The organism is Amycolatopsis plumensis (genome assembly GCF_042652605.1).
Taxonomy (GTDB): domain Bacteria; phylum Actinomycetota; class Actinomycetes; order Mycobacteriales; family Pseudonocardiaceae; genus Amycolatopsis; species Amycolatopsis plumensis.
In genome coordinates this window covers 8,984,626-9,007,636 of record NZ_JBHSJY010000001.1, presented here as the reverse complement: position 1 = coordinate 9,007,636, position 23,011 = coordinate 8,984,626, and the positions used below count along the sequence as shown (strand labels likewise).

Sequence of the window (23,011 nt, the reverse complement as noted above, 5' to 3'; positions counted from 1 at the left end):
CCTCGCGCATCCGTGCATCCAGACAGGAGCGACGGGGACGCGAGGAGGCAGCCGCCGTGCGGATCGTGATCGCGGAGGACGACGCCCTGCTGCGGGAAGGGCTGGTGCTGCTCCTGCGCAGCGAGGGGTTCGACGTCGCTGCCGCCGTGGACCACCCCGGCGACCTGCTGACGTCGGTCGCGACGATGGCGCCGGACCTGGCCGTCGTCGATGTCCGGATGCCGCCGACGTACACCGACGAAGGGCTCCGCGCCGCCCTCGAAGCCCGGCGCCGGGTGCCCGGACTGGCGATCCTCGCGCTTTCGGCGTTCGTCGAAGACGGCTACGCGGGCGACCTCCTGGCCGCCGGCGGCGGCGGAGCCGGGTACCTGCTCAAGGAGCGCGTCGGCAAGCCCGAGGAGTTCCTCGACGCCCTGCGGCAGGTCGCCGCGGGCGGCACGGTCCTGGATCGTGACGTGGTGGCCGTCCAGCTGGCCCGGCCGCGGCCCGGTGACCCGGTCGCGACGCTCACCGAGCGCGAACGCGAGGTCGTGGCGTTGCTGGCCGAGGGCCATTCGGTGCCGACGATCGGACGGCTGCTCGGCATCGGCACCGCCGCCGCCCGGCGGCACGCCGGGGACGTCAGCACGAAGCTGCGCGTCCCCGACGGTGCCCAGGCGATGCTCAGCTACCTGCGGGCGTGAGGACCTCGGCCTGCTTTTCGCGGTACCGGGCCACGTTCGACAGCTTGACGTCTTCGTAGCCGCGGACCAGGTCGGGCAGCTCGGCCAGGATCCGCGCCCGGCCGGCGTCCCCGGCGCGCAACGCCTGCAGGACCACGCTGCGGTAGTCCTCGATCAGCTCGCGCTCGACCTGGCGCACCTCGGCGCGGCCGAACGGGTCGAAGCGGGTCCCGCGCAGCCGCCGCAGCGCGTGGAGCAGCCGGAACGCCGGGCGGAACCACGGACCGAGGCTGATCTTGCGCTGCATCCCGAGCGCCCGCAGCACCGGCGGGTGCAGCTTGTAGGCGTACTTCGTGCCCGCGCCGAACTGGTCCTCGAGCCCGTCGGTGAACGCCGGGTCCAGCGACAGCCGCGCCACCTCGTACTCGTCCTTGTAGGCCATCAGCTTGTACAGGTGCTTCGCGACCGCCTCGGTGATCTCCGTCGGGCCGCCTTCCAGCACCCGCACCCGCTCGACGAACTCCGCGTACGCGCGGGCGTAGGCCTTGTCCTGGTAGGCGATCAGGTCGGGGATGCGGACGTCGAGCAGCCGCGCCAGTTCGGAGCCGGGCTCGGCGTGCACCAGGGCGCGCATGGCGTGCGGCTTCTTCGGCGCGGGCTCCGGGGCGTCCACCGGGGGCTCGGCGACGAGCAGGCGGCCGCGGCGGAACGCCTGCAGGTTCGCGGCGACCTGCGTGCCGTTCAGCTCGATGGCGCGCTCGATCACCGACGCGGGCAGCGGGATCGCGCCGGCCTGGAAGGCCGCGCCGAGCTGCAGCACGTTGGCGAACTGGTCGTCGTCGAAGAACTCCTCGGCCAGGCCGCGCGCGTCCAGCGACACCGTGCGCGCCGCCGCGGCTTCCAGGGGCGCGAGCACGCTGCCGGGGTCCGGGAACGACACCGTCGTGTCGACGACCATCCGGCCGGTCGGGACCTCGGTCGTGGAGACGACGGCGATCGTGCGGGCCGGGTCGGCGACCACCAGGTTCGCCGCGTCCGCGCCGACCAGCGCGTCGCAGGCCAGGTAGAGGTCGCACTCGCCGGCGGCGAGCTTCGGGGCCTGCTCGACCGGTACCGCCGTCACCTTGAGGTCGGAGACGACCGCGCCGCCCTTCTGCGCGAGCCCGGTCTGGTCGAGCGTGCGGACGTGCCGCCCGTCGAGCACCGCGGCGGTGGCGAGGATCTGCGTCACGGTGACCACGCCGGTGCCGCCGATCCCGGTGATCCGCACGGTGAAGTCGGTCTTCGGCGTTTCCGGCGCGGGGACGGCGTCGGCGGCCAGCTCGGCGGTCTTCCGGCGCCGCTTCTTCCCGGACGGCACCACGGTGACGAACGACGGGCAGTCCCCGGCCAGGCAGGAGTAGTCGACGTTGCACGACGACTGGTGGATCACGGTCTTGCGGCCGAACTCGGTGTCCACCGGCTGCACGGACAGGCAGTTCGACTTGGTGCCGCAGTCGCCGCAGCCCTCGCAGACGCGTTCGTTGATCACCACGCGCGTCGCGGGCGCGGTCTGCTTGCCGCGGCGGCGTTTCCGGCGCTTTTCGGCCGCGCACTCCTGCTCGTGGATCAGCACGGTGACGCCCTTGACCGCGGCCAGTTCCTCCTGCGTGCGCAGGAGCTCGCTGCGGTCGCGGACCTCGACACCGGCGGGCAGCTTCCGGTGCTTCGCCGGGGCGTCACTGGTGATCACGACCCGCTTGGCGCCTTCGACGAGCAGCAGCTCGGCGACCTTCCCGACCGGCAGCCCGCCGACCGCGTCCTGGCCGCCGGTCATCGCCACGGCCGAGTTGTACAGCAGCTTGTAGGTGATGTTCACGCCGGCGGCGACGGCCGCGCGCACGGCGAGGCTGCCGGAGTGGGTGAACGTGCCGTCACCGATGTTCTGGACGAAGTGCTCGGCGTCGACGAAGGGGGCCATGCCGATCCACTGGGTGCCTTCGCCGCCCATCTGCGTCACGCCGAGGACGGTGCCGACCTGGTCGGGTTCCATGAACAGGGCCATGGTGTGGCAGCCGATCCCGCCGCCGACCAGCGTGCCTTCCGGGACCTTCGTCGACGAGTTGTGCGGGCAGCCCGAGCAGAAGTACGGCGTGCGGGCGAGCAGCGGGACGGCGATGCGCTCGCGACGGCGGCGGCCCCGGTAGGCCTCGACCGAGGGAAGGCCGTCCGGCAGGATCCTCGCCAGTCCACCGGCGATGCCGTCCGGGTCCAGCTCGCCGAGTTCGGTGAACAGCGTGCGGCCGTCGCGGTCCTTCTTGCCGATGATCCTGGGCGCGTTCGCCACGCCGTACAGGACCTCTTTGAGCGCGGTTTCGACGAACGCGCGCTTCTCCTCGACGACGACGATCTCGTCGAGACCCTCGGCGAACTCGCGGACGATCGCCGGTTCGAGGGGGTGGATCGCACCGAGCTTGAGGATGCGGATGCCGTGTTCTCCGTCGTGCAGGCCGAGGGTGCGCAGCGCCTGCTGGAGGTCCAGGTAGGACTTGCCGGCGGTGACGATGCCGATCCGGTCGGCCGGTCCGCGCCGGGTGATCCGGTTGACGGTGCTCGCGCGCAGGTAGTCGAGGGCCAGCGGGAGGCGGACGGTGAAGAGGCTGCGTTCCAGCTCGGCGAGGCTCGTGCCGAGCAGCCGTGACGTGGGCGTGTGGCGGTAGGCGTTCCGGATTTCCGGTGCGGTCCACCGGGGACTCACGGTGGCGGTCCCGGACGCGTCCGCGACGTTGGCGACGATCTTCAGCGACGTCCACAGCCCGCTGGCCCGCGACAGCTCGACGGCGTGCATGCCGAGGTCGAGGACGTCCTGGGCGTCGGCGGGGAAGAGCACCGGGACGGCCAGGTCGGCGAGGGCGAGCTCGGAGGCGCACGGCACGGTGGAGGACTTCGCGTTCGGGTCGTCGCCGACGAGCGCGACGGCGCCGCCCCGCGGGTCGGTGCCGGCCAGGTTGGCGTGGCGGAGGGCGTCGGTGGCGCGGTCGAGACCGGGTGCCTTGCCGTACCAGAAGCCGGTGACACCCCTCCGCCCGCCGGCGCCCGCGACGAGCTGGCTGCCCATGACCGACGTCGCGGCCAGTTCTTCGTTGAGGCCGGGCCGGTGCACGACGTCGTGCTTCTCCAGCAGCGTCGCGCGGCGGCCGAGTTCGAGGTCGTAGCCGGCCAGCGGCGAGCCTTCGTAGCCGGAGACGAAGACGGCGGGGTCGCCGCCGCGGGCGCGGTCGTGGCGCACGCGGTCGAACAGCAGCCGGACCAGGGCTTGCACCCCGGTCAGGTGCACCGTCCCGGCCTCCCGCAGATAGCGGTCCTCCAGCGTGAACGTCTCCACGGCGGGGCTCCCTTCGCCTTCGTTTCGGGCACGATGCGACCTGCGCCACAGTGACGCAACAGGCGGTGTCGCAGTCGGGCCCAGGACGCAAAAGTCAACGAGTCCCGAAAGGTTTTTGCGCGCTTTTTTGCGCCGAGTTACGCTCCCGCGCATGCCCGAAGAGCTGCTCGACGCCACCGACCACGAGATCCTCGGCCTGCTTCGCGAGGACGCCCGCCGCACGCTGTCGGACATCGCCGACCGGGTCACGCTGTCCACGGCGGCGGTCAAGCGGCGCATCGACCGGCTGCGCGAGAGCGGCGTGATCACCGGGTTCACGGTCCAGGTCGACCACGCGAAGCTGGGCTGGGGGATCGAGGCGTTCACCGAGCTGCGGTTCGTGGGCAACACGAAGGTCGACGAAATCCTCCACACGACCACGCGGATGCCGGAGGCCCAGGCGGTGTTCACCATCGCGGGCGACCCGGACGCGCTGGTGTGGCTGCGCGTCCGGGACATGGCCCACCTGCAGAAGACGATCGACGAGATCCGGCGGCACCACCAGGTGACGGGGACCAAGACGTTGATCGCGCTGGAATCCTGGTCGCGTTGACGTGGAGATCGTGACGCTGGCGCAGCGGCCGGACCTCGTCGAGGCGGTGTATGCGATCCCTTATCCCCCGGGATCGCCGCGGTTCATGCAGGGCAGCCTGACGAGCCTCCTGGTACGGGGGCGGCGGGTGGCCCGGCGGTGGCCTCATCTGGTGGTGGCGCTGCTGGAGGGAGGGTCGCCGGTGGCGCGGGGCGTCATGGTGCCGTTTCGGGAGCGTTCGCCCTTTCCGGCTCGGGGGTGGGATGAAGTGGCCGTCTGGGCTGCCGAGGATGCCCTCGACGGGGTTGCGCCCGATACCGCTGGTGCTCTGGAAATCGCGGTGCATCCTTCGTGCCAGGGGCGTGGGCTCTCTTCGGCCGTGCTCGCCGGTATGCGGGATGCGGTTGCCGCGGCGGGGCTTTCGTCGCTTGTCATTCCGGTCCGGCCGCCCGACAAGGCTTCGGTTCCGTTGGTTTCCATGGGGGACTATGCCGCTGCTACCCGGCCGGATGGGTTGCCCGTTGACCGGTGGCTGCGTACTCATGTCCGGGCCGGGGGCCTGATCGCGGGAGTCGCTTCTTGCTCGGCGACCGTGCAGGCCCCGTTGGCCGACTGGCGGGAGTGGACCGGGTTGCCGTTCGATCGGGACGGTCCGGTGGTCGTCCCCGGGGCCCTCGCTCCGGTCCTGGTGTCCACTGTGGATGATTATGCCGTCTATGTCGAAGCCAACGTCTGGGTTTCCCACCGGGTGCCGGAACACCCGGCGCGGCTGGGCTAGCCACGCAGGAGGACGCCCGAGGTCCGCTCCCGCTCGAAGAACGCCTCTGGCCACTCGATCGAATCCGGCGGCGCATCGATCGCCGTAGCGCGACGGCGGAGCTCCGCCAGGTATCCCGCGTCCAAGACGGCCCGAGCCGAAAGCGGCTCGCGCAGCAACAGATCCGCCGGCCCTTCGTACAGGTACGCGTCCACGCCCGGGTAGCCGCGCGTTCCCGGCGGGTAGTCCCGGTTGACCGGGAAGAACGTCGTCTCCAGCGATCCCAGCCACGAACCCGGCAGCGGCACCAGCTGCGGCCACGAACCCAGCCGCTGCTCGAGGCGCGCGTTGTCGGCGGTGAACCCGCGGTGGTCCGCCACCACATACGCCGCGCCCGGGTACTCGCGTTCCAGGCGGGCCACGGCTGCGCTGCCTCCGTCGTGCGTCAGGTGGCCCAACCCGAACAGCAGCAACGCCTTGCGGTTCTTCTGCAGCACCTGCGTCTTCACCACCGAGGCGATCGAGGCGTCCCGGTCCAGGAACGGCTCCAGGTCCGCGGGCGACTGAACCCGGCTCCAGTCGACGGGCGGATCGGCGGCCAGCACCCGGATCTTCCGCGACGCCGGCAGGGTGGTGTTGACCTGCCGGACCAGGGCGAACAGCTGCTCGTAGAACGTCGAGAACCCACAGCTCGGCTGCGTGGTGTCCCGCCACACGCTGCTGATCTCCGGGACCGGGGCACCCGCGGTGTACGCGTCCAGCAACGGCTGGAGGCGCGCGTTGCCGCACTCCACCGCTATGTCGTTCACCCGGCCCGGAAACCGCGGGTCGCGGATCAGATCGAACACGAACGTTCCGACGTCCGGGCTGGACTTCGCCACGATCGCGTGGCTGTCGAAGGCCGCCAGCAGCGCCGTCGCCGCGTCCGGGCGCCGCTGGCCCGCGTCCGCCGGTGAGACGAGCAAGACCGCGGCCGCGAGTACGGCCAAGAAGAGTCGACCTGAGCTCCTCGGATAGTTTCCCCACTGTCTTACGACTGTAAGACAACTAGGTCAGCATCCCGGGCGGCCGGGGACCGTGTCAAGGGTGGGTCAGTGGCGGAAGGCCTCCGCCAGCCACCAGGATCCGCCGTCGTCGGCGATCTTGGCGTCGATCACCAGCGGGCTCGTGCGCGGCCCGGCGAGCCAGTCGCGCACCGGGGACAGGTCCGCGGCCGAGCGCACCGTGACGCCCGCGCAGCCGAAGCCGCGCGCGATGGCCGCCAGGTCCGAATCGGGGAAGCGGACCGTGGTCATGTCCGCGTCGCCGAAGTGGTGGATCTCCGCGCCGTACGCCGCGTCGTTGTACACGATCACCACCAGTGGCAGGCCCAGGCGGACCGCCGTGTCCAGTTCGGACAGTGCCATGTGGAACCCGCCGTCGCCCGTGCCCAGCACCGGCAGGCGGTCCGGGCGGGCCAAGGCCGCTCCGATCGCCGTGCCCAGGCCCAGGCCGATGCTCTGGAACGCCTGCGTGAAGCAGAAGCCCTGCTCGTCGGGCACCGACAGGTACGCGCTCGGGTAACCCATGAAGTTGCCCGAGTCGATCGAGACGATCCGCTCGGCCGGGAGCAGCTCGTCGAGCAGCCTGCTCAGCGTGCGCGGGTCGATCCGGCCGTCGCACGACAAGTCCTCGTGCTCGACGTCGGTCCACCGGCCCGTCGCGATCCGGGCCGCCACCTCGTCCGTGCGGTAGCCCCGGTGCGACGGGGTCAGCGCGAGCACGTCCGCGGCGGTGCACGCGACGTCGCCGACGACGCCCAGGTCGATCGGGCGGTGGGCGCCGAGCGCCGCCTGCTCGACGTCCACCTGGACCAGTTTCGCGTGCGGGCTGAGCAGCTTGCCGTGGCGGGTCGTCCACATGTTCAGCGCGCAGCCCCAGCCGACGACCAGGTCGGCGCCCACGATCAGCTCGGCCGCCACCGGGGAGGCGAAGCCGCCCGAGATGCCCACCGCGAACGGGTCGTCGTGGAACAGCCCGTGCGCCACCGCGGACGTCGCCAGCAGCGCGCCGCACCGGGCGGCCAGCTCCCGCAACGGTTCCCGGCTCGAGCGGGCGCCGCGGCCGGCGATGAACACCGGCCGCTCGGCCGCCGCCAGGAGGTCCGCGAGAGCGGCCACCGACGCGCTGTCCGGCCGCACCGGGGCGGGGCCGGCGAGCACCGGCGGCGAAGGCACGGCGGGTGCCGGTTCGGCCTGCACGTCGAGCGGCAGGTTCAGCACCACGGTCCGGCGCTGCTGGCGCGCCGTCCGGAACGCCCGCACGGTGTCGGCCACCGCGCTCGCGGCCGAGTGGACGCGCTCGGGCACCGCGCCGACCGCCGTAGCGAGGCCGTCCTGGTCGATGCGGAAGTTCGACAGCACCGACGCGGCCGCGGAGTCCGCGGTGAGCACCAGCATCGGCGTCCGGCCCTTGGCCGCCTCGGTGATCCCGGTGACCGCGTTGGTCAGCCCGCACCCCTGGTGCAGCGACAGCACCGACACCTTCCCGCTCATCCGCGCGTACGCGTCGGCCATGCTCGCCGCCCCGCCCTCGTGGCGGGCCGCGACGAACCGGACGCCGCCCGCCCGCAGCGCGTTGGTCACCTCGAAGTTGCCGCTGCCGACCACGCCGAACGCCGTGCCGACGCCGAGGCCGGCCAAGGTCCGGCCGACGAGTTCGGCGACGTTCACCGCTCCACCAGGGCCAGCACGCGCGCGGGGCTGCCCGAGCCGCCGACGATCGGCAGCGGCGAGACCAGCAGCAGCACACCGGTCGGCGGCAGCGAGGCGAGGTTCTGCAGCTGCGTCAGGCCGTGCTTCCCGGCGCCCAGCAGCAGCTCGTGGCAGGGGAACATCGGCTCGAGGCCCGGCGCCTGCCCCGCGTCGGTGCCGACCGTCTCGACGCCGAGCCCGGTGATCGGCGTTTCCTCGGCGAGCCACCGCGCGCACTCGGGCGAGACGCCCGGGGTGTGCGAGCCGGCTTCGTCGGCGTTGAGGAACTCCTCCTGGTCACCGCTGCGCGCGTCCCAGCCGGTGCGGTACAGCAGCCAGCCGCCGTCGGGCAGCGGGCCGTGCTCGGCCGTCCAGGCGCGGACGTCGTCGATGGCGAGCAGGAAGTCCGGGTCCTCGGCCGCCCGGGCGGAGAAGTCGAGAACGACCGCGGGCGCCACCAGCGTCTTCAACGGCACTCGCGAGACGTCGTGACCGTCCTTTCCGGACACCCAGTGCACCGGGACGTCGAGGTGGGTGCCGGTGTGCTCGCCGGTGTGGATGTCGTTCCAGTACCACCGCGGGCCGCGCTCGTCGTAGCGGCTGATCTCCTCCAGCCGGAACGGGATCGTGTTGGCGAACGGCTCCGGCAACCGCAGGATCGGCGTGCTCGAGCTCAGGGGAGCGGTGAGGTCCACGATCTCGATCGCCCCGCCCGCGATCGCCTTGCCGAGCTCGTCCAACAACGCCATGCCTGCCTCCCGGTGCCGAAGTGCCCCTCGGCTCCCGACCCTATGCCTTGACAGGCGCGCACCGGGAGGTGTTGTCTTAATGTCGTAAGACAATAGGAGGGTGGCAGGGTGATCGAGTTCGTGCTCGACGGCCGTTCCCGGGTGGCCACGTACATGCAGCTCGTGGTCCAGGTGAAGCAGGCGCTGCGCGTCGGGCTGCTGCGGCCCGGCGACCAGCTGCCGAAGGTGCGGGACGTGGCCGAGGCGCTGGCGATCAACCCGAACACCGTGCTCAAGGCCTACCGCGAACTGGTGCTGGAGGGGCTGGCCGAAGGCCGCCCGGGGGTGGGCACGTTCGTCACCGGCAGCCTGGCCGGGCCCTCGCTGGGCCACCAGGCGCAGCTGCGCGACGAGCTGGTGGCCTGGCTGGAACGCGCCGAAGCCGCGGGGATGTCGCCCGACGACGTCGCCGCCCTCATCGAAACCACGATCCGCGGCACCCGGGTGCCGCACGACCTGTCGTAGGGAGTCCGGAATGGAACTGGCGGTGGAAGCCGCGGCGCTGGGCAAGCGCTACGGCCGCACCTGGGCGCTGCGCGACTGCGCGCTGGCGGTGCCTGCCGGGCGGATCGCCGCGCTGGTCGGCCCGAACGGCGCGGGCAAGACGACGCTGCTGCACCTGGTCGTCGGCCTGCTGAAACCCGACGCGGGCGAGGTGCGCGTCTTCGGGCGGCCGCCGCGGGAGGCGCTCCCGGACATCGGGTTCGTCGCGCAGGACACCCCGCTCTACCGCGACTTCACCGCGGCGGAGCTGGTCACCATGGGCGGCAAGCTCAACCGCCGCCGCTGGGACGCCGCGCTGGCCCGCGACCGGCTGGGCCTGCTCGGCATCCCGCCGGACAAGCCGGTGGGCAAGCTGTCCGGCGGCCAGCGCGCCCAGGTCGCCCTCGCGCTGGCGCTGGCCAAACGGCCCCGGCTGCTGCTGCTCGACGAACCCATCGCCAGCCTCGACCCGCTGGCCCGCCGCGAGTTCATGCAGACGCTGATGGGTGCCGTCGCCGAGAGCGAGACGACCGTGCTGCTGTCCTCGCACCTGCTCGCCGACCTCGAACGCAGCTGCGACCACCTGATCGTCCTCCAGCGATCGCGCGTCCGGCTGGCGGGCCCGGTCGACGAACTGCTCGCCGGCTTCCGCACGCTCACCGGCCCGCAGGCCGGCAGCGCCGCCATCGACGGGGTGGCGGAAGTGGTCCGCGCGAGCCACACCGAACGCCAGTCGACGCTGCTGGTCCGCCGCGGCGACGGCCCGATCGATCCACTGTGGACGGAGCACGAAGTGACCCTGGAGGACGTGGTACTGGCGCACCTCGCCGAGGCGGAGCCCCGCGTCCCGGCGTCCGCGTGGGAGGTGACGGCATGAGCTGGCTGGTCTGGCGGCAGTACCGCAGGCAGGCGCTGTTCACCCTCGCCGCACTGGCCGCGCTCGCCGCGCTGATGGTGCCCACCGGCTTGGCGATGCACGCGAAGTTCGACGACCTCGGCCTCGGCGCCTGCCGGGCCGCGCTCGGCAGCGCGTCGATGATCACGCAGACCGATGCGGTCTCCCGGTGCGAAAGCCTCGGCCACCAGTTCCAGCAGGAGTTCGGCGGCATGGTCTTCGTCGCGATCCTGTTCGTGGTCCTGCCGGTGCTGGTCGGCGTGTTCTTCGGCGCGCCGCTGGTCGCCCGCGAAGTCGAGCAGGGCACCCACCGGCTGGTGTGGACGCAGGGGGTGACCCGCCTGCAGTGGGCGCTGGCGAAGTTCGGGCTGGTCGGAGCGATGACCGCGGTGCTGTCCGTCGGGTATGCGCTGGGCGTGTCGTGGTGGTTCCGGCCGCTGGTGAGCGCGAGCACCGGCCGGCTGAACTACCTCTCGTTCGACGTCCAGGGGATCGTCCCGATCGCGTACACGCTGTTCGCGCTCGCCCTCGGCGTCTTCGCCGGGACGTACTGGCGGAAGGTCCTGCCCGCCATGGGGATCTCCCTCGCCGGGTTCGCGGTGGCCCGCGTCGCGATCGAAGTCCTCGCCCGCCCGCGGTACCTGCCCGCGCGGAGCCTCACGTTCACCCCGGCCGGCGGGCAGACGCCGAATCCGGTGTCGGGCAACTGGATCATGGACGTCGGCGTCCGCAACGCGGCCGGGGACCTGGTTCTGCCGAACGCCCAGCTCGGCCCGTGCCCGCCCGGCGGCTGCTTCGACACCCAGGCAGGCCCCGGCGCGGTCAACTGGGTGCGGTACCAGCCGGGAGACCGGTTCTGGCTCTTCCAGGGCATCGAGACCGGGATCTTCGTGCTCTTGGCGGCGGCGCTGGTGTTCTTCGCTCTCCGCCGGCTGCGCACGATCGCCTGACCGGGCCGCGGGTACGTGAGTTTTCCACGGTGCCGGGCCGTTCTGCGGCCGATCGGGTGATCTGCGGGGGTAAGCGGGGGAACCGGCTCCGGAGTGCCGGTGCCGGGTCGTAAGGTCGCACCCGGTGAGGGAGCACAACGGTTCTGCCGAGGGGCGCGCGGGGGATCCGGAACCGTGGCGGGTCTGCCTGGTGAACTCGTCCGGCCGGGCACTGGGCGCCGGGATGCTGCTGGGCGAATCCACGGTGCTCACCTGCGCGCACGTCGTGCAGGCCGCGGGGGAGGAAGCGCTTTCGGGGGCGCACGTGCTCGTGCGGTTCGTCGGGCTGGCCGGCCTGCCGGAGACGCTCGCCACCGTGCGACCGGGCTGCTGGGTGCCGCCGTCGGACGACGGCCGGGGCGACATCGCGCTGCTGGACCTCGCCGAGCCCTTCCCCCACGTGCCCGGCGCTCCGCTGGTGCGCCTCGGCGCCGTCCGCGACCGGGTGGTCCACACCTACGGCTTCCCGGCCCCGCACCGCTACGGCGTCTGGGTGAACAACGCCGAACTGGCCGGCCCGGCCGGCGCCGCCGGGGAGTGGATCCAGCTCAACTCGCCACTGCCCGGCGAACGCGTGCGGCGCGGGTTCAGCGGCGCGGGCGTGATCGACAAGGCCACCGGTGCGGTGCTCGGCATGGTGGTCACCGAGTACACCGACGAACGCGCCGGGCTCGCCTACCTGATCCCGGTCGAGGTGATCGTCCGGCACGTGCCGGACGTCGCCCGGTGGGTGGGCGAGCCGCCGCGGCCGTCGGCGGGCCCGCTGATCGTCGTCATCGGGGACCGGGATTCCGCCGTCCGGGACGGTTTCCTGGCGCAGGTGCGGCGCGAGCGGGTCCCCGGCGAGCGGCTCGCCGCGATCGTGGACGCGACCGGCAAGACCACCGGCGAGGTGGCCGAGCACGTCAGCGCCGGGATCAGCACCGGCGAGGTGCTCACCGTGCTGGAGACCAACCCGGCGGACGTCGCGGTGGCGGTGACCGGCGTCGAGGACGCGCGGGCGCCGGAGGAAGTGCTCACCGACGTCGTGCGGCCGCTGGTGGACAAGGGCGCCACCGTGCTGGTCCAGTTCAGCAAGCCGGACTCGCCCGGCGTGCGCCTGGCCCGGCGCTGGGAGGACGAGCGGAACGCGCGGCGCCTGGACCGCTTGGCGCTGCTGGTCGACATGGTGGAGCACGAGGAGGACCGCACGCGCGAGCGGGCCGCCCGGCTCGGTTCGCGCGCGGCGGTGCCCGGCAGCTCCGCGGATCTGCGCCTGCGGCTGGCCGCGCTGCGCTCGGCGGGCGAGCGGATCGAACCGGGCCGCGTGCGGCGGGCCCTCGCGGCGACCGAACGCGACGCGGAAGCGGCCCGGTGGGCACTGGTCCGGCGGTACGCGGAGCTCGACGCGCTGGCCGCCCGGCACGACGAACTGCACGGACGGCTGCGCGGCTACAACGCCAAGGCGACCGACGCGGGCCTGATGGAGGACGAGGAACTGGCCGAGCTGTACCGCCCGGCCATGGCGGCGCTGACCCGGCGGCCGGACGAGCCGGAAGCCGCCGCCGGGCTGGTCGAGCGGTACGTGCAGGCGGTCCGCCGCCGGCTGGAGGGCGCGTGACGACGGGAACGGCGTGGTGCCACGGCCGTCCGGTCGGGCCGATCGGGTTCTGCGAAGTGTGCGGCCGCCGCCGGGTGCCCGCCGAACCGCCGTCCGCGGCCGCGCCGGCCCCGGAGAGCACCCGCCGCAGTGTTGAACTGTGGAGCGGCGAAGCGGATTTCCAGTCGCTGCCCGCGATCGAGGTGCCGGACCCGGAGAAGCTCGTCCTCACCGACCCGGACTACCCCGAGCAGCACCGGTTCTGCGGCCACTGCGGGGAACCCGTCGGCCGCGCCTACGCCGGCGAACCCGCGTTCGCCGAGGGGTTCTGCGAAAACTGCGGCGAACGCTTTTCCTTTCTGCCCAAGCTGAACCGCGGCGAGCGGGTCGGCGACCGCTACGAGGTCCTCGGCTGCTTCGCCCGGGGCGGGCTCGGCTGGGTGTACCTGGCCATCGACACCGCGCTGGCCGGCCAGCACGTCGCTCTCAAGGGCGTGATCAACAGCGGCAACGCCGTGCTGCGCGCGATGGCCCGGGTCGAACGCGATGTGCTGGTCCGGCTCGACCACCCGAACATCGTGCGGATCACCGACTTCGTCGAGCACGTGCCGCCGGGGGGCGGCGCACCGGACACCTATCTGGTGATGGAGTACGTCGGCGGGCGGTCGCTGCGGGACCTGCTGAAGCAGGGGCCGCCGCCGCGGGTGGAGCACGTGATCGTCTACGGCCGGGCGATTCTCGGCGCGCTGGACTACCTGCACGGCGAAGGCCTGCTCTACTGCGACATGAAGCCGGAGAACGTGATCCACGGCGACAAGCGCGTCAAGGTGATCGACCTCGGTGCCGCCCGCTCGCTCGAGGACCCGGCCGGGCCGAGTGTCGGCACCGAAGGGTTCCAGGCGCCCGCCCACGAACTCGCCCGGCACGGGCTGACCGTGCGCTCGGACCTGCACACCGTGGGCCGGACGCTGCAGGTGCTGCTCGAAGCCGCGAGCGAAGACGCCGACGCGGACCGCATCGCCGGCGGGCTCGACGCGCTGAAGCGGGTGCTCGAGCGCGCCGTCGCGCCGTTCGAGCGGCGGTTCGCCACGGCGTCGGAAATGGCCGAGCAGCTCGACGGGGTGCGCCGGGAAATCCTTTCGCTGCGCGACGAACGGCCGCGGCCGGTGCCGTCGGCGTTGTTCGAGGACACCGCGGAGCTGCTCGACGACGGCCTCGGTGCGGTGCCCGGACTCGGCCACTGGCTCACCCTCCCCGCCCAAGGGGCACTTTCACGTGAAAGTGCCCTGGAGGGGGGAGTTCCGGACCGCGGGCTGGACCTCGGCCTGCCGGGTGCCGCCGACGGGGCCGGACGGCTGCCGATCCCGCGGGTCGCCCCGGAAGACGCCGCGGCCGCGTTCATCGCCACCGCGGGCGCGCCCGGGCCGCACCGCTGGCTGGACAAGCTCGCGATGTTCGGCGAGCGCTCGGTCGAGATCGCGTTCGCCCGCACGCGGGCCCTGGTCGCGCTCGGGGACGCGCCCGCCGCGGCCACGGCACTGGCCGACGCCGAAGAACAGCTCGGGGCCGAGGCCGCGCGCGACTGGCGGGCGGCCTGGCACCACGGGCTGCTCGCGCTGGCCCGCGACGACGCCGAGCAGGCGTCGGCCGCGTTCGACCGGGTGCACCGCAGCTGGCCCGGGGAGATCGCGCCGAAGCTCGCGCTCGGGTTCTGCGCCGAACTGCGCGGGCGGACCGCCGTGGCCGAACGCTGGTACCGCTCGGTGTGGCACCGCGACCACGGCCAGGTCAGCGCCGCGTTCGGCCTGGCCCGGTGCTCCCTGCGCACGCACGGCCGGGACACCGCGGTCGCGCTGCTCGACGCCGTGCCGCCGATCTCGCGCCACTACGACGCCGCCCGGATCGCCGCCGTGCGGATCCGGGCCGGGCGCCTGCCGTCCGGGTCACCGGGCCGGGACGACTTCGCCGACGCGGCGCGGCGGCTGCCCGAGCTCTACCTCGACCGGGAAGCCCAGGACCGGCTGGAGGCGCTCGTCCGCGCGGCCGCGCTGGCCGGGCTCGGCGGGAACGAGGGCTGGGACGGCGGCGAGCTGCTCGGCGAGCGCGTCACCGAACGCGGCCTGCGGTCGCTGCTGGAGCAGTCCCTGCGCCGGCTCGCCGAGCGGGCACGCGACCGCGACGAACACGGCGTGCTGGTCGATCTCGCGAACTCCGTCCGGCCGAAGACGAGAAGGTGATCGGATGCCCGACCCGTCGTTCGCCCTGCAGCTGAGCCAGAACAAGTACCTGGCGCCGAGCGACGACCGGATGGACGTCGTGCTCACCGTGCGGGTGGGGGACGCCGGCGTCCCCGCGGCCGGGCCGCCGCCGACCGCCGAGCTGCTGCTGGTGGACTGCTCCAGCTCGATGGACTGGCCGCCCACGAAGATCGAGGCCGCGCGGCACGCCTGCCGGGCGGCCATCGGCTCGCTGCGCGACGGCGTGCTGTTCGGGGTGCTCGAGTGCACCGGCCGCGCCCGGCTCGTCTACCCCGCCGAGCCGCCTCTGGCGGTGGCGAGTGAACGGACCCGGCACGAGGCGAAGGCGGCGGCGTCCGAGCTGATCGCCGGGGGCGGCACGGCGATGAGCACGTGGCTGGACCTGGCCCGGAACCTGTTCGAGAACACCCCGGCCGACATCCGCCACGCGGTGCTGCTCACCGACGGCAAGAACGAATCCGACCGCACCGGTGCGCTGGAAGCGGCGCTCGACCGCTGCCGGGGCCGGTTCGCCTGTGACGCGCGGGGCATCGGCGACGACTGGGACCCGCGGGACCTGCAGCGCATCGCGTCCGTCCTGCGCGGCAGCGCGGACGCCGTCCTGGAGGACGCCGAGCTCGCCGGGGACTTCCGGCGCCTGGTCGAGCGGGCGATGGGCCGGACCGTGCCGGACGTGCGGCTGCGGATGACCACCCTGCCCTACACCCGGCTGAGGTTCGTCAAGCAGGTCTTCCCGACCGAGGTCGACCTCACCGCGCAGTGTCACGCCGCGGGGAGCGCGATCGAGCTGCCCACCGGGGCGTGGGGCGACGAACTGCGCGAGTACCACCTCTGCCTCGACGTCGAGACGGAAGAGCTGACGCGGTACGAGGATCGGTTGCTGGGCACCATCACGCTCTTCGCCGGCGCGGACGTGGCGGCCGGCGAACCGCAGGCCGTCGTCGGGTACCTGACCGACGACCTGGCGCTGTCCAGCGTGCCGGACGACAACGTCGCCCGCGTCACCGGGCAGGCCGAGCTGGGCCGCGCGGTCCGGGCGGGCTGGGACGCCTTCGAGCGCGACGACCGGGTGGCGGCGGCGCGCGAATGGGGCACCGCGGTCCGGCTGGCGACCGAGCTGGGCAACGCGGAGATCCTCAAGCGCCTGGGCCGGTTGATCGACGTGCGCGACGACGGCACCGTCGCGATCAAGGACGGCGTCCGCCCGCGCGACGGCTTCTCCCTGGTGCTCGGTTCGACGATCTCGGCCTACACCGGTTCGGCGGAACCGGCCGCCGCTCCGGCCGAAGCGGCGGGCGCGCCCCGCGAATGCGTCCACTGTGGACACAAGGCGCGGCCGACGGCGAAGCGGTGCGGGCACTGCGGCCGTCCGTTCGAAGCGGGAGCGCCGTCGTGACGGCGATCAGCACCACCCGCAAGACCCTGTGGTGGCTGCGATTCGGGCTCGTCGCCGCCAGCGTGCTGGTGCTGGGGACGGCGCTGGGGACCTTCCTCGGCGTGCGGGCCGGCATCGCCGAGGTCCGGGAGCGAACCGCGCCCGCGGTGCTCGAAGTGTCACTGGCCAAGGAGGCGATCGTGGCCGCGCACCGGGCGGCGGTGACCGCGTTCGAGGCCCGGCAAGCGCGCCTGACCGGCCCCAGCGAGCAGTACGAGGACGAAATCGCCCGGACCAGCCAGCAGCTCGCCCAGGTCGCCGAGCACAACGCGGCGGGCGAGGCGGGCAGCCAGACGCTGTTGCTGATCGAAGGGCTGCTGCCGTCGTACAACGGCTTCATCGGGCAGGCCGACGCCCACTTCCGGCAGGACGCGGGCGGCCCGCTCGCCGCGAGCAACCTGCAGTCGGCGTCGGACCTGCTGACCGCGCCGGAGAACGGGATCCTGGCCCGGCTCGACGCGCTCGAAGCCGCTCAGCGCGCCGCCCTCGACCGGCAGCTCGCGACCGGCTGGCTGGCGCCCGCGATCACCGCGCTGTGGGCGGTGCCGCTGGTCCTGCTGCTCGCCACGCTCGTCGGGACCCAGCGGTTCCTCGCCCGGCGGTTCCGGCGCACGGTGAACCCCGCGCTGCTGGCCGCCACGGTGGCCTGCGTGCTGCTGGGCGCGGGAACGGCCCTGCTGCTCGGCATCCGGTCCGACGCCCGGGACGGCGGCGCCGCGCTGGAGCACACCGTCGACGCGCGGTCCGCGGTCACTTCGGCCGCCGCCGGCCAGGCCCGGTGGACCCTCGCCCACGTGCTGACCGCCCAGTGCGGGATCGAGGGAGCGGCCGCGTGCGGCGACACGGTGACCGCGTTCGCCGCCGGGACACCCGTCCCGGCGGACCTCCCGGACGCGCCGCCGGGCGCCGTCGACGAATCGGCGCTCCTGGGCCCGGGACTCACCGAACCGGGCTGGACGGGGGTGCTCGGCTACGGGATCCCGCTGCTGGCCGCCGGGATCGGCGTCCTGGCGGTGGGTGGCCTGCAACCGCGGCTCGACGAATACCGGTTCCGCGCGAGGAGAGAGCCGTGATGAAGCGCTGCGCCGGGGTGGCGCTGGTCCTCGTGCTCCTGATCTCCGGGTGTTCCGCCGGGACCGGCGCGGAGCCGGTGACCGTGCTGGGGGCGTGGACCGGCGACGAGCAGACGGCGTTCCTGCGCGTCCTCGACGGGTTCACCCGGGAGACCGGGATTCCCACGCGCTACCAGGGCACCCGCGCGCAGAACCAGGTGCTGCGCGGCGACCTGCAGCAGGGCACCCCGCCCGACGTGGCGGTGCTGTCCAACCCGGCCGAGCTGGCCGGCTACGCGCGTTCCGGGCAGCTGAAACCCCTCGACGACGTCCTGGGCGCGGACGCGACCGCCGCGTACAGCCCGCAGTGGCGGAAACTGCAGCAGCTCGGTGGGAAGACCACGTACGCGGTCGTGGTGAAGGCGGATCTGAAGAGCATCGTCTGGTACGACCCGAACCGGTTCCGGGAAGATCCGCCGGCCACCCTGGACGCGCTCGTGGCGGTCACCGGGCGGCTTTCCGCCGCCGGGCAGCAGCCGTGGTGCCTCGGCATGGGCGCGCCGCCGAACTCCGGGTTCCCGGGCACCGACTGGCTCGAGGACATCCTGCTGCACCTGGCTCCGGACCAGTACGGCAGGTGGGCGGCAGGGGAGCTGGCCTGGACCGACGAGGTCGTACGCGACGCGTGGCAGCGCTGGGGCACGCTGGTCCTGGCGCCGGGCGCGGTCCGCGGTGGCAGCACGGCGGCCCTGCTCACCTCGTTCGCCGACGCCGGCCGGGGCCTGTTCGCCGATCCGCCCCGCTGCCTGCTGGAGCACCTCGGCTCGTTCGCGATCGGCGGCTACCTGGCGGTCCCGCGGCCGTCCGGGCCGCCCGTGCCCGACCGGGACTTCCGGTTCTTCCCGTTCCCGGGCACCGGGAAGACCGCGCGGTCGGAGGTGTCGGCCGACCTCGCCGGGATGTTCCACGACACCCCGGACGCGCGCCGGCTCATGGTGTACCTGGCGGGGGAGCAGGGGCAGCGGATCTGGCCGTCCGGCGGGACGACGTTCTCGGTGCACCAGCGCCTGGTCGGCCAGGACGTCTACCGCAACGACGTGACCCGGCGGATCGCGACCACCCTGGCCAAGGGCACGGACCTCTGCTTCGACGCCTCGGACCTGATGCCCTCGGCGATGACCAGCGCGTTCTACCAGGCGGTGCTGGAGTACCTGGCCCACCCCGACCGGCTCGACACCCTGCTCGGGGAGCTGGAGCAGGTGCGCCGGGGCATCGGCCCGGAACAGTGGCTCAAGCTGCCCTGCTGAACCCGTGCGAGAGAAGGAGATCCGGTGCAGGAGTTCGTGCGTTTCCCGCTGGCCGACGGCGGTTCGGTGGTCGTCGAGGTCGAGGGGGAACCGGGCCTGGAACAGGCGTCGGCGCCTTCGGGGGTGCTCCGCAAGGCGACCACGACCTTCGAGCACGCCCTGCACGAGGTGCGCGCGGCCGCGGCGGCCGCGCTGGCGCAGTTCCGCGACCTCGGCCCGGACGAGGTCGAGCTCAAGTTCGGCGTCAAGCTCGACGCCCAGGCGGGGGCGGTGATCGCGCGCACCGGGCTGCAGGGCCAGTTCGAGGTCAAGCTGAAGTGGCTGCGCGACGGGGCCGCCCCGGCCGAAGAGGCGGCCGAGGAGCCGGAAGGGTGAGGCGTTACGGCTTGTAGCCGACGATCCCGGCGACGCACTTGGCCGAGTCGCTGAGCGGCGTGAGCCGGGGGCCGTCCGGCCACCACTCGTCGCAGACCGCCATGCCCGGTTGCGAAGTCGCGTTCGGCTGGACGAGTTCGAGGCCGTCCATCATCGCCTCGATCTCCGCGCGGGTACGGAAGCGCCCGGCGCCGAGCGGGCCGGAGACCAGGATCTGCTCGATGCGCTTGGCGATCGCGGTCAGCTCCGGCACTTCGGGGTCGAAGAAGTGCGACAGCACCACGTACGAGCCCGACGGCAGCGCGTCGATGTAGGCGCGCATGACGTCGAAGACGCCATCGCCCTCGCAGTGGTGCATCGTGCCCACCTGCAGCAGCGCGACCGGCTCGGTGAAGTCGATGTGCGCGAGCACTTCCTTGTGCACCAGCACTTCCTGCGGCTGGAAGATGTCCGCCTCGACCATGTGCGTGAAGTCGTTCTCGACCAGCAGCGCCCGGCCGTGGGCGAGGACCACCGGGTCGTTGTCGACGTAGACGACCGTGTTGTCCTTGTCGATGCGCTGCACGATCTGGTGGGTGTTCTCCGCCGTCGGCAGCCCGGACCCGCAGTCGAGGTACTGGTGGATGGCCGTCTGGTTGGCCAGCATCCGCAGCGCCCGGTTGTGGAAGCCGCGGTTGCCGCGGGCGATGTCCACCGCTTCCGGCACCGCCGTGCGGATCTTGTCCATCACCGCCCGGTCGACTTCGTAGAAGTTGTTCCCGCCGAGGAACCCGTCGTAGATCCGCGCGATGCTCGGCCGGGCGGGGTCGACCCCCACCGGCGTCTGGCTCGGGGACAGCGCGGACGGCGTGTCGGACATGGCGACCTCGCAGGCTGGTGTGCGGCGCGGTGGGCGGCGTTGGGCCACCCAGCGTAGTAGGTCGCGTTCCCGCGGTGAACCTGAGGTGGGCCGGTCAGCCGCTCGGACGAAGCCGCTGGCCGGGGATGTCGGCGGCACGCTGGGCGCGTTCGCGGCGCAGCCGCTCGAGGTGCTGGTCGATCCGCCGGTCGAGGTCGCGCGCGGCCTCGGACAGGTCCGTCAGGTCGCGGCGGGACGCCGGGCGCCCGACGGCGGCGGTGTCCCTTTCGTCCCGTGCCCTGTCCACTTGCCGCACCTCCCGCGTCGGCCCTGGGTTTGCTCTCTTCGCCTTACTGCCCCATCGGCCGGTTGCCAAAACGCGGGCTCCCGTGAGCCGTCGCACGGCCGTCCGGTGGAAATCCCTGGTCACAATTTTGACCAGGTGGTAGAAATTGAGCAGCCGTGGCGGACGGCCGCCAGGGGGAACTGGAGGAGCCGGTGATGAGCGTGCCTTCCGTGCAGCTGTATTCGGTCCGCGACGCCTTCGCGGCCGATCCCGCCGACACCCTGCGGCGGCTCGCCGCGATCGGCTTCACGCAGGTCGAGCCGTACGGCGTCCTGGAAAACGCCGAAGCACTGCGTGCCGGGCTGCCCGCCAACGGCCTGACCGCCCCGACCGCGCACGCGCAGCTGCTCGGCGCCGACCAGCCCGCCGTCTTCGCCGCCGCGGCCGAGCTCGGCATCGGCCTGGTGATCGACCCGTTCGTCCCGGCCGAACGGTGGCAGGACCCGGCCGACATCGCGGCCACGGCGGACGGGCTCAACGCCGCCGCGAAAACCGCGGCCGAGCACGGTGTCGCCGTCGGCTACCACAACCACTGGTGGGAACTGGAATCCCGGATCGACGGCCGCAGCGCCTTCGAGGTGTTCGCCGAGCAGCTCGACCCGGCGGTCGCGCTCGAGGTCGACACGTACTGGGCCACCGCGGGCGGCGAGGACGCGCCCGCCCTGCTGCGGCGGCTGGGCGACCGGGTGCGGGCCATCCACGTCAAGGACGGCGGGCTCGCCACCGACGCCACCGGCCAGGTCCCGGCCGGCCAGGGCCGGGTGCCGGTCGCCGAAGTGCTCGCCGCCGCGCCGGACGCGCTGCGCGTGGTGGAGTTCGACGCCTTCAACGGCGACTTGTTCGAGGCCCTCGCCGCCAGCCACGCCTTCCTGACCGGCGCGGGCCGGTGACCGGCGGGCCGGTCGGCGTCGGGGTCATCGGCACCGGCGTCATCAGCGGCACCTACCTGGAAAACCTCACCGCCTTCCCGGACGTCCGCGTGGTGCGGGTGGCCGACCTCGACACCTCGCGCGCGGTGGCGCGCGCGGCCGAACACGGCGTGCCGCGCGCGGGCACGGTGGCGGACCTGCTGGCCGACCCGGACGTCGAGCTGGTCGTCAACCTGACCGTCCCGGCCGCGCACGTCGAGGTCGGGCTCGCCGCGCTCGAAGCGGGCAAGCACGTGTGGACGGAGAAGCCCCTCGCCCTGGACCGCCAGACCGGCCGCAAGCTGCTCGATCGCGCACGGGAGAAGAACCTGCGCGTGGCGAGTGCTCCCGACACGGTGCTCGGCGCCGCGCTGCAGACCGCGCGCCAGGCCGTCGACGCGGGCCGGATCGGGCGCCCGCTCACCGCGCTGGCGCTGTTCCAGGTGCCGGGGCCGGAACTGTGGCACCCGGCGCCGGAGTTCTACTTCCAGCCCGGCGGCGGCCCGCTGCTCGACATGGGCCCGTACTACCTGACGATGCTGGTCCACCTGCTCGGCCCGGTCCGGCGCGTCACCGGGGCCGGCGGGCGAGCCCGCGACACCCGGGTCGTCGGGTCCGGGCCGCGGGCGGGCACGGAGTTCCCGGTGTCGGTGGCGACCACGGTCACCGCGCTCGTCGAGTTCGAAAGCGCTTCCGCGCAGCTGGTGCTGAGCTTCGACTCGGCGCTCCGGCGGCCGGCGCTGGCCGAGCTGACCGGCACGCTCGGCACCGCCGTGCTGCCGGACCCCAACCGGTTCGACGAGCCCACCCGGCTGCACCTGCTCGACCGGGACGAGCCGGAAGAGCTGGCGCCGCAAGGACATTCGGCTTCGCGCGGCACCGGCGCGCTGGAACTGGCGCGGGCGATCCGGGCCGGGGTGCCGGAACGCGCGTCCGGCGAACTGGCCTACCACGTGCTCGACGCGATGCTGGCCATCGACGAATCCATGACGCGCGGGCAGAGCGTGGAGGTGGCGAGCACCATCGACGTCCCGCCGCTGCTGCCGGCGGGCTGGGACCCGTACGCGAAGACCCTCTAGAGCGGGACGGTGAGCAGGTTCTGCAGGTAGAAACGCAGCGAGCCGACCAGGTCGACGTCGCCCGGCACGGTCAGCCACTGCACCTGCAGGCCGTCCATCAGCGCGATGAACGTCAGCGCCGCCATCGCGGGCTCGACGCCGCCACGCAGTTCGCCGCGGGCCGCGAGGGCTTGGAACGACTCGTGCACGCCGTCGCGCGCGGCGCGGTAGTGGCGCAGGAAGTACTCGTGCGCGGGGTGGTCCGGGGCGACCGCTTCGGCGGCGAGCCGCGAGTAGAGGTCGACGATCCCGGGGTGGCGGACGTTGTGCTCGGCGAGCGCGACGAAGTGGCGGAGGACCTCGAGCCCGGGTGGCACGGTCAGCTGCTCGCGCTCGGAGTCCTCGGCGTCCCGGCGTTCGAGCACGGCGGCGAGCAGGGCTTCCTTGGTGGGGAAGTAGTAGAGGAGGCCGGCGTGGGAGATCCCGACGCGCTTGGCGATCTCTCGCAGCGACGAGCCGTGGTAGCCGAGTTCGCCGTACGCCGCGGCCGCCGCCGTGATGATGTCTTCGCGGCGGATCCGGCCCTTCAGGTAGCCCCCGGTCACGGGGTCGCG

The 23,011-nt window shown here is 73.1% G+C and carries 21 protein-coding genes; 14 read left to right on the top strand and 7 right to left on the bottom strand.

Annotation, left to right across the window (positions count from 1 at the left end; all coding sequences use genetic code 11):
- Window positions 1–56: 56 nt before the first annotated feature.
- Entirely contained in the window at window positions 57–683 is a 627-nt protein-coding gene (locus ACFPLC_RS43355; protein ID WP_378192043.1) for a response regulator, read from the top strand.
- Here ACFPLC_RS43355 and ACFPLC_RS43350 read toward each other — a convergent pair.
- The gene (locus tag ACFPLC_RS43350) at window positions 664–4,026 is read right to left on the bottom strand and encodes an indolepyruvate ferredoxin oxidoreductase family protein (protein WP_378192041.1); all 3,363 of its coding nucleotides are present in this window, start codon (window positions 4,024–4,026) and stop codon (window positions 664–666) included. The genes ACFPLC_RS43355 and ACFPLC_RS43350 overlap by 20 nt on opposite strands.
- 151 nt (window positions 4,027–4,177) lie before the next feature.
- On the opposite strand from ACFPLC_RS43350, the gene ACFPLC_RS43345 reads away from it, so the two are divergent.
- Window positions 4,178–4,618 carry an Lrp/AsnC family transcriptional regulator gene (locus ACFPLC_RS43345; RefSeq protein ID WP_378192039.1) on the top strand — a complete coding sequence of 147 codons (441 nt, stop codon included), beginning with the start codon at window positions 4,178–4,180 and terminating at the stop codon, window positions 4,616–4,618.
- 1 nt (window position 4,619) lies between these two features.
- Window positions 4,620–5,375 (top strand): GNAT family N-acetyltransferase, encoded by a 756-nt coding sequence (locus tag ACFPLC_RS43340; protein ID WP_378192037.1) that lies wholly within the window; start codon window positions 4,620–4,622, stop codon window positions 5,373–5,375.
- On the opposite strand, the gene ACFPLC_RS43335 is transcribed toward ACFPLC_RS43340, so the two are convergent.
- From ACFPLC_RS43335 to ACFPLC_RS43325, 3 genes are all read right to left on the bottom strand, one after another.
- A complete protein-coding gene (locus ACFPLC_RS43335) occupies window positions 5,372–6,343 on the bottom strand; it encodes a hypothetical protein (RefSeq protein WP_378192035.1) in 972 nt (323 codons plus the stop codon). The genes ACFPLC_RS43340 and ACFPLC_RS43335 overlap by 4 nt on opposite strands.
- A 102-nt stretch (window positions 6,344–6,445) precedes the next feature.
- On the bottom strand, window positions 6,446–8,065 hold the full coding sequence (locus tag ACFPLC_RS43330) for a thiamine pyrophosphate-binding protein (protein ID WP_378192033.1): 1,620 nt from the start codon (window positions 8,063–8,065) through the stop codon (window positions 6,446–6,448).
- Window positions 8,062–8,835 (bottom strand): cyclase family protein, encoded by a 774-nt coding sequence (locus ACFPLC_RS43325; RefSeq protein WP_378192031.1) that lies wholly within the window; start codon window positions 8,833–8,835, stop codon window positions 8,062–8,064. Before ACFPLC_RS43325 ends, ACFPLC_RS43330 begins: the two co-directional genes overlap by 4 nt.
- 108 nt (window positions 8,836–8,943) lie before the next feature.
- On the opposite strand from ACFPLC_RS43325, the gene ACFPLC_RS43320 reads away from it, so the two are divergent.
- The 9 genes from ACFPLC_RS43320 to ACFPLC_RS43280 all read left to right on the top strand — a co-directional run bounded on the left by ACFPLC_RS43320 (window position 8,944) and on the right by ACFPLC_RS43280 (window position 19,247).
- Window positions 8,944–9,339, top strand: a complete 396-nt coding sequence (locus tag ACFPLC_RS43320) for a GntR family transcriptional regulator (protein ID WP_191309765.1) — start codon at window positions 8,944–8,946, stop codon at window positions 9,337–9,339.
- A gap of 10 nt (window positions 9,340–9,349) precedes the next feature.
- Window positions 9,350–10,234, top strand: coding sequence for an ABC transporter ATP-binding protein (locus ACFPLC_RS43315; RefSeq protein WP_378192029.1), 885 nt, complete (start codon window positions 9,350–9,352; stop codon window positions 10,232–10,234).
- Window positions 10,231–11,202, top strand: a complete 972-nt coding sequence (locus ACFPLC_RS43310; RefSeq protein ID WP_378192027.1) for an ABC transporter permease — start codon at window positions 10,231–10,233, stop codon at window positions 11,200–11,202. Before ACFPLC_RS43315 ends, ACFPLC_RS43310 begins: the two co-directional genes overlap by 4 nt.
- Window positions 11,203–11,326: 124 nt before the next feature.
- Entirely contained in the window at window positions 11,327–12,841 is a 1,515-nt protein-coding gene (locus tag ACFPLC_RS43305) for a trypsin-like peptidase domain-containing protein (protein ID WP_378192025.1), read from the top strand.
- The gene (locus ACFPLC_RS43300; protein WP_378192023.1) at window positions 12,838–15,057 is read left to right on the top strand and encodes a serine/threonine-protein kinase; all 2,220 of its coding nucleotides are present in this window, start codon (window positions 12,838–12,840) and stop codon (window positions 15,055–15,057) included. Before ACFPLC_RS43305 ends, ACFPLC_RS43300 begins: the two co-directional genes overlap by 4 nt.
- Before the next feature lie 4 nt (window positions 15,058–15,061).
- Window positions 15,062–16,474 (top strand): VWA domain-containing protein, encoded by a 1,413-nt coding sequence (locus ACFPLC_RS43295; RefSeq protein WP_378192021.1) that lies wholly within the window; start codon window positions 15,062–15,064, stop codon window positions 16,472–16,474.
- A complete protein-coding gene (locus ACFPLC_RS43290; protein ID WP_378192019.1) occupies window positions 16,471–17,586 on the top strand; it encodes a hypothetical protein in 1,116 nt (371 codons plus the stop codon). Before ACFPLC_RS43295 ends, ACFPLC_RS43290 begins: the two co-directional genes overlap by 4 nt.
- The gene (locus tag ACFPLC_RS43285) at window positions 17,586–18,872 is read left to right on the top strand and encodes an ABC transporter substrate-binding protein (protein ID WP_378192386.1); all 1,287 of its coding nucleotides are present in this window, start codon (window positions 17,586–17,588) and stop codon (window positions 18,870–18,872) included. Before ACFPLC_RS43290 ends, ACFPLC_RS43285 begins: the two co-directional genes overlap by 1 nt.
- 24 nt (window positions 18,873–18,896) lie before the next feature.
- Window positions 18,897–19,247: a CU044_2847 family protein gene (locus ACFPLC_RS43280; RefSeq protein WP_378192017.1), complete on the top strand. Its 351-nt coding sequence runs from the start codon at window positions 18,897–18,899 to the stop codon at window positions 19,245–19,247.
- 4 nt (window positions 19,248–19,251) lie between these two features.
- Here the strand turns inward: ACFPLC_RS43280 and ACFPLC_RS43275 are convergent, their stop codons facing one another.
- Both ACFPLC_RS43275 and ACFPLC_RS43270 read right to left on the bottom strand, forming a co-directional pair.
- A complete protein-coding gene (locus ACFPLC_RS43275; RefSeq protein ID WP_378192015.1) occupies window positions 19,252–20,106 on the bottom strand; it encodes an SAM-dependent methyltransferase in 855 nt (284 codons plus the stop codon).
- Between the two features lie 94 nt (window positions 20,107–20,200).
- Entirely contained in the window at window positions 20,201–20,392 is a 192-nt protein-coding gene (locus ACFPLC_RS43270; protein WP_191309781.1) for a hypothetical protein, read from the bottom strand.
- A gap of 155 nt (window positions 20,393–20,547) precedes the next feature.
- On the opposite strand from ACFPLC_RS43270, the gene ACFPLC_RS43265 reads away from it, so the two are divergent.
- Both ACFPLC_RS43265 and ACFPLC_RS43260 read left to right on the top strand, forming a co-directional pair.
- Complete coding sequence (locus tag ACFPLC_RS43265) at window positions 20,548–21,321, top strand: sugar phosphate isomerase/epimerase family protein (RefSeq protein WP_378236188.1); 774 nt, start codon at window positions 20,548–20,550, stop codon at window positions 21,319–21,321.
- Entirely contained in the window at window positions 21,318–22,418 is a 1,101-nt protein-coding gene (locus ACFPLC_RS43260; RefSeq protein WP_378192011.1) for a Gfo/Idh/MocA family protein, read from the top strand. The genes ACFPLC_RS43265 and ACFPLC_RS43260 overlap by 4 nt, the downstream gene beginning before the upstream one ends.
- Here ACFPLC_RS43260 and ACFPLC_RS43255 read toward each other — a convergent pair.
- Window positions 22,415–23,002, bottom strand: coding sequence for a TetR/AcrR family transcriptional regulator (locus ACFPLC_RS43255; protein WP_378192009.1), 588 nt, complete (start codon window positions 23,000–23,002; stop codon window positions 22,415–22,417). The two genes, ACFPLC_RS43260 and ACFPLC_RS43255, sit on opposite strands and share 4 nt — an antisense overlap.
- Window positions 23,003–23,011 lie beyond the last annotated feature (9 nt).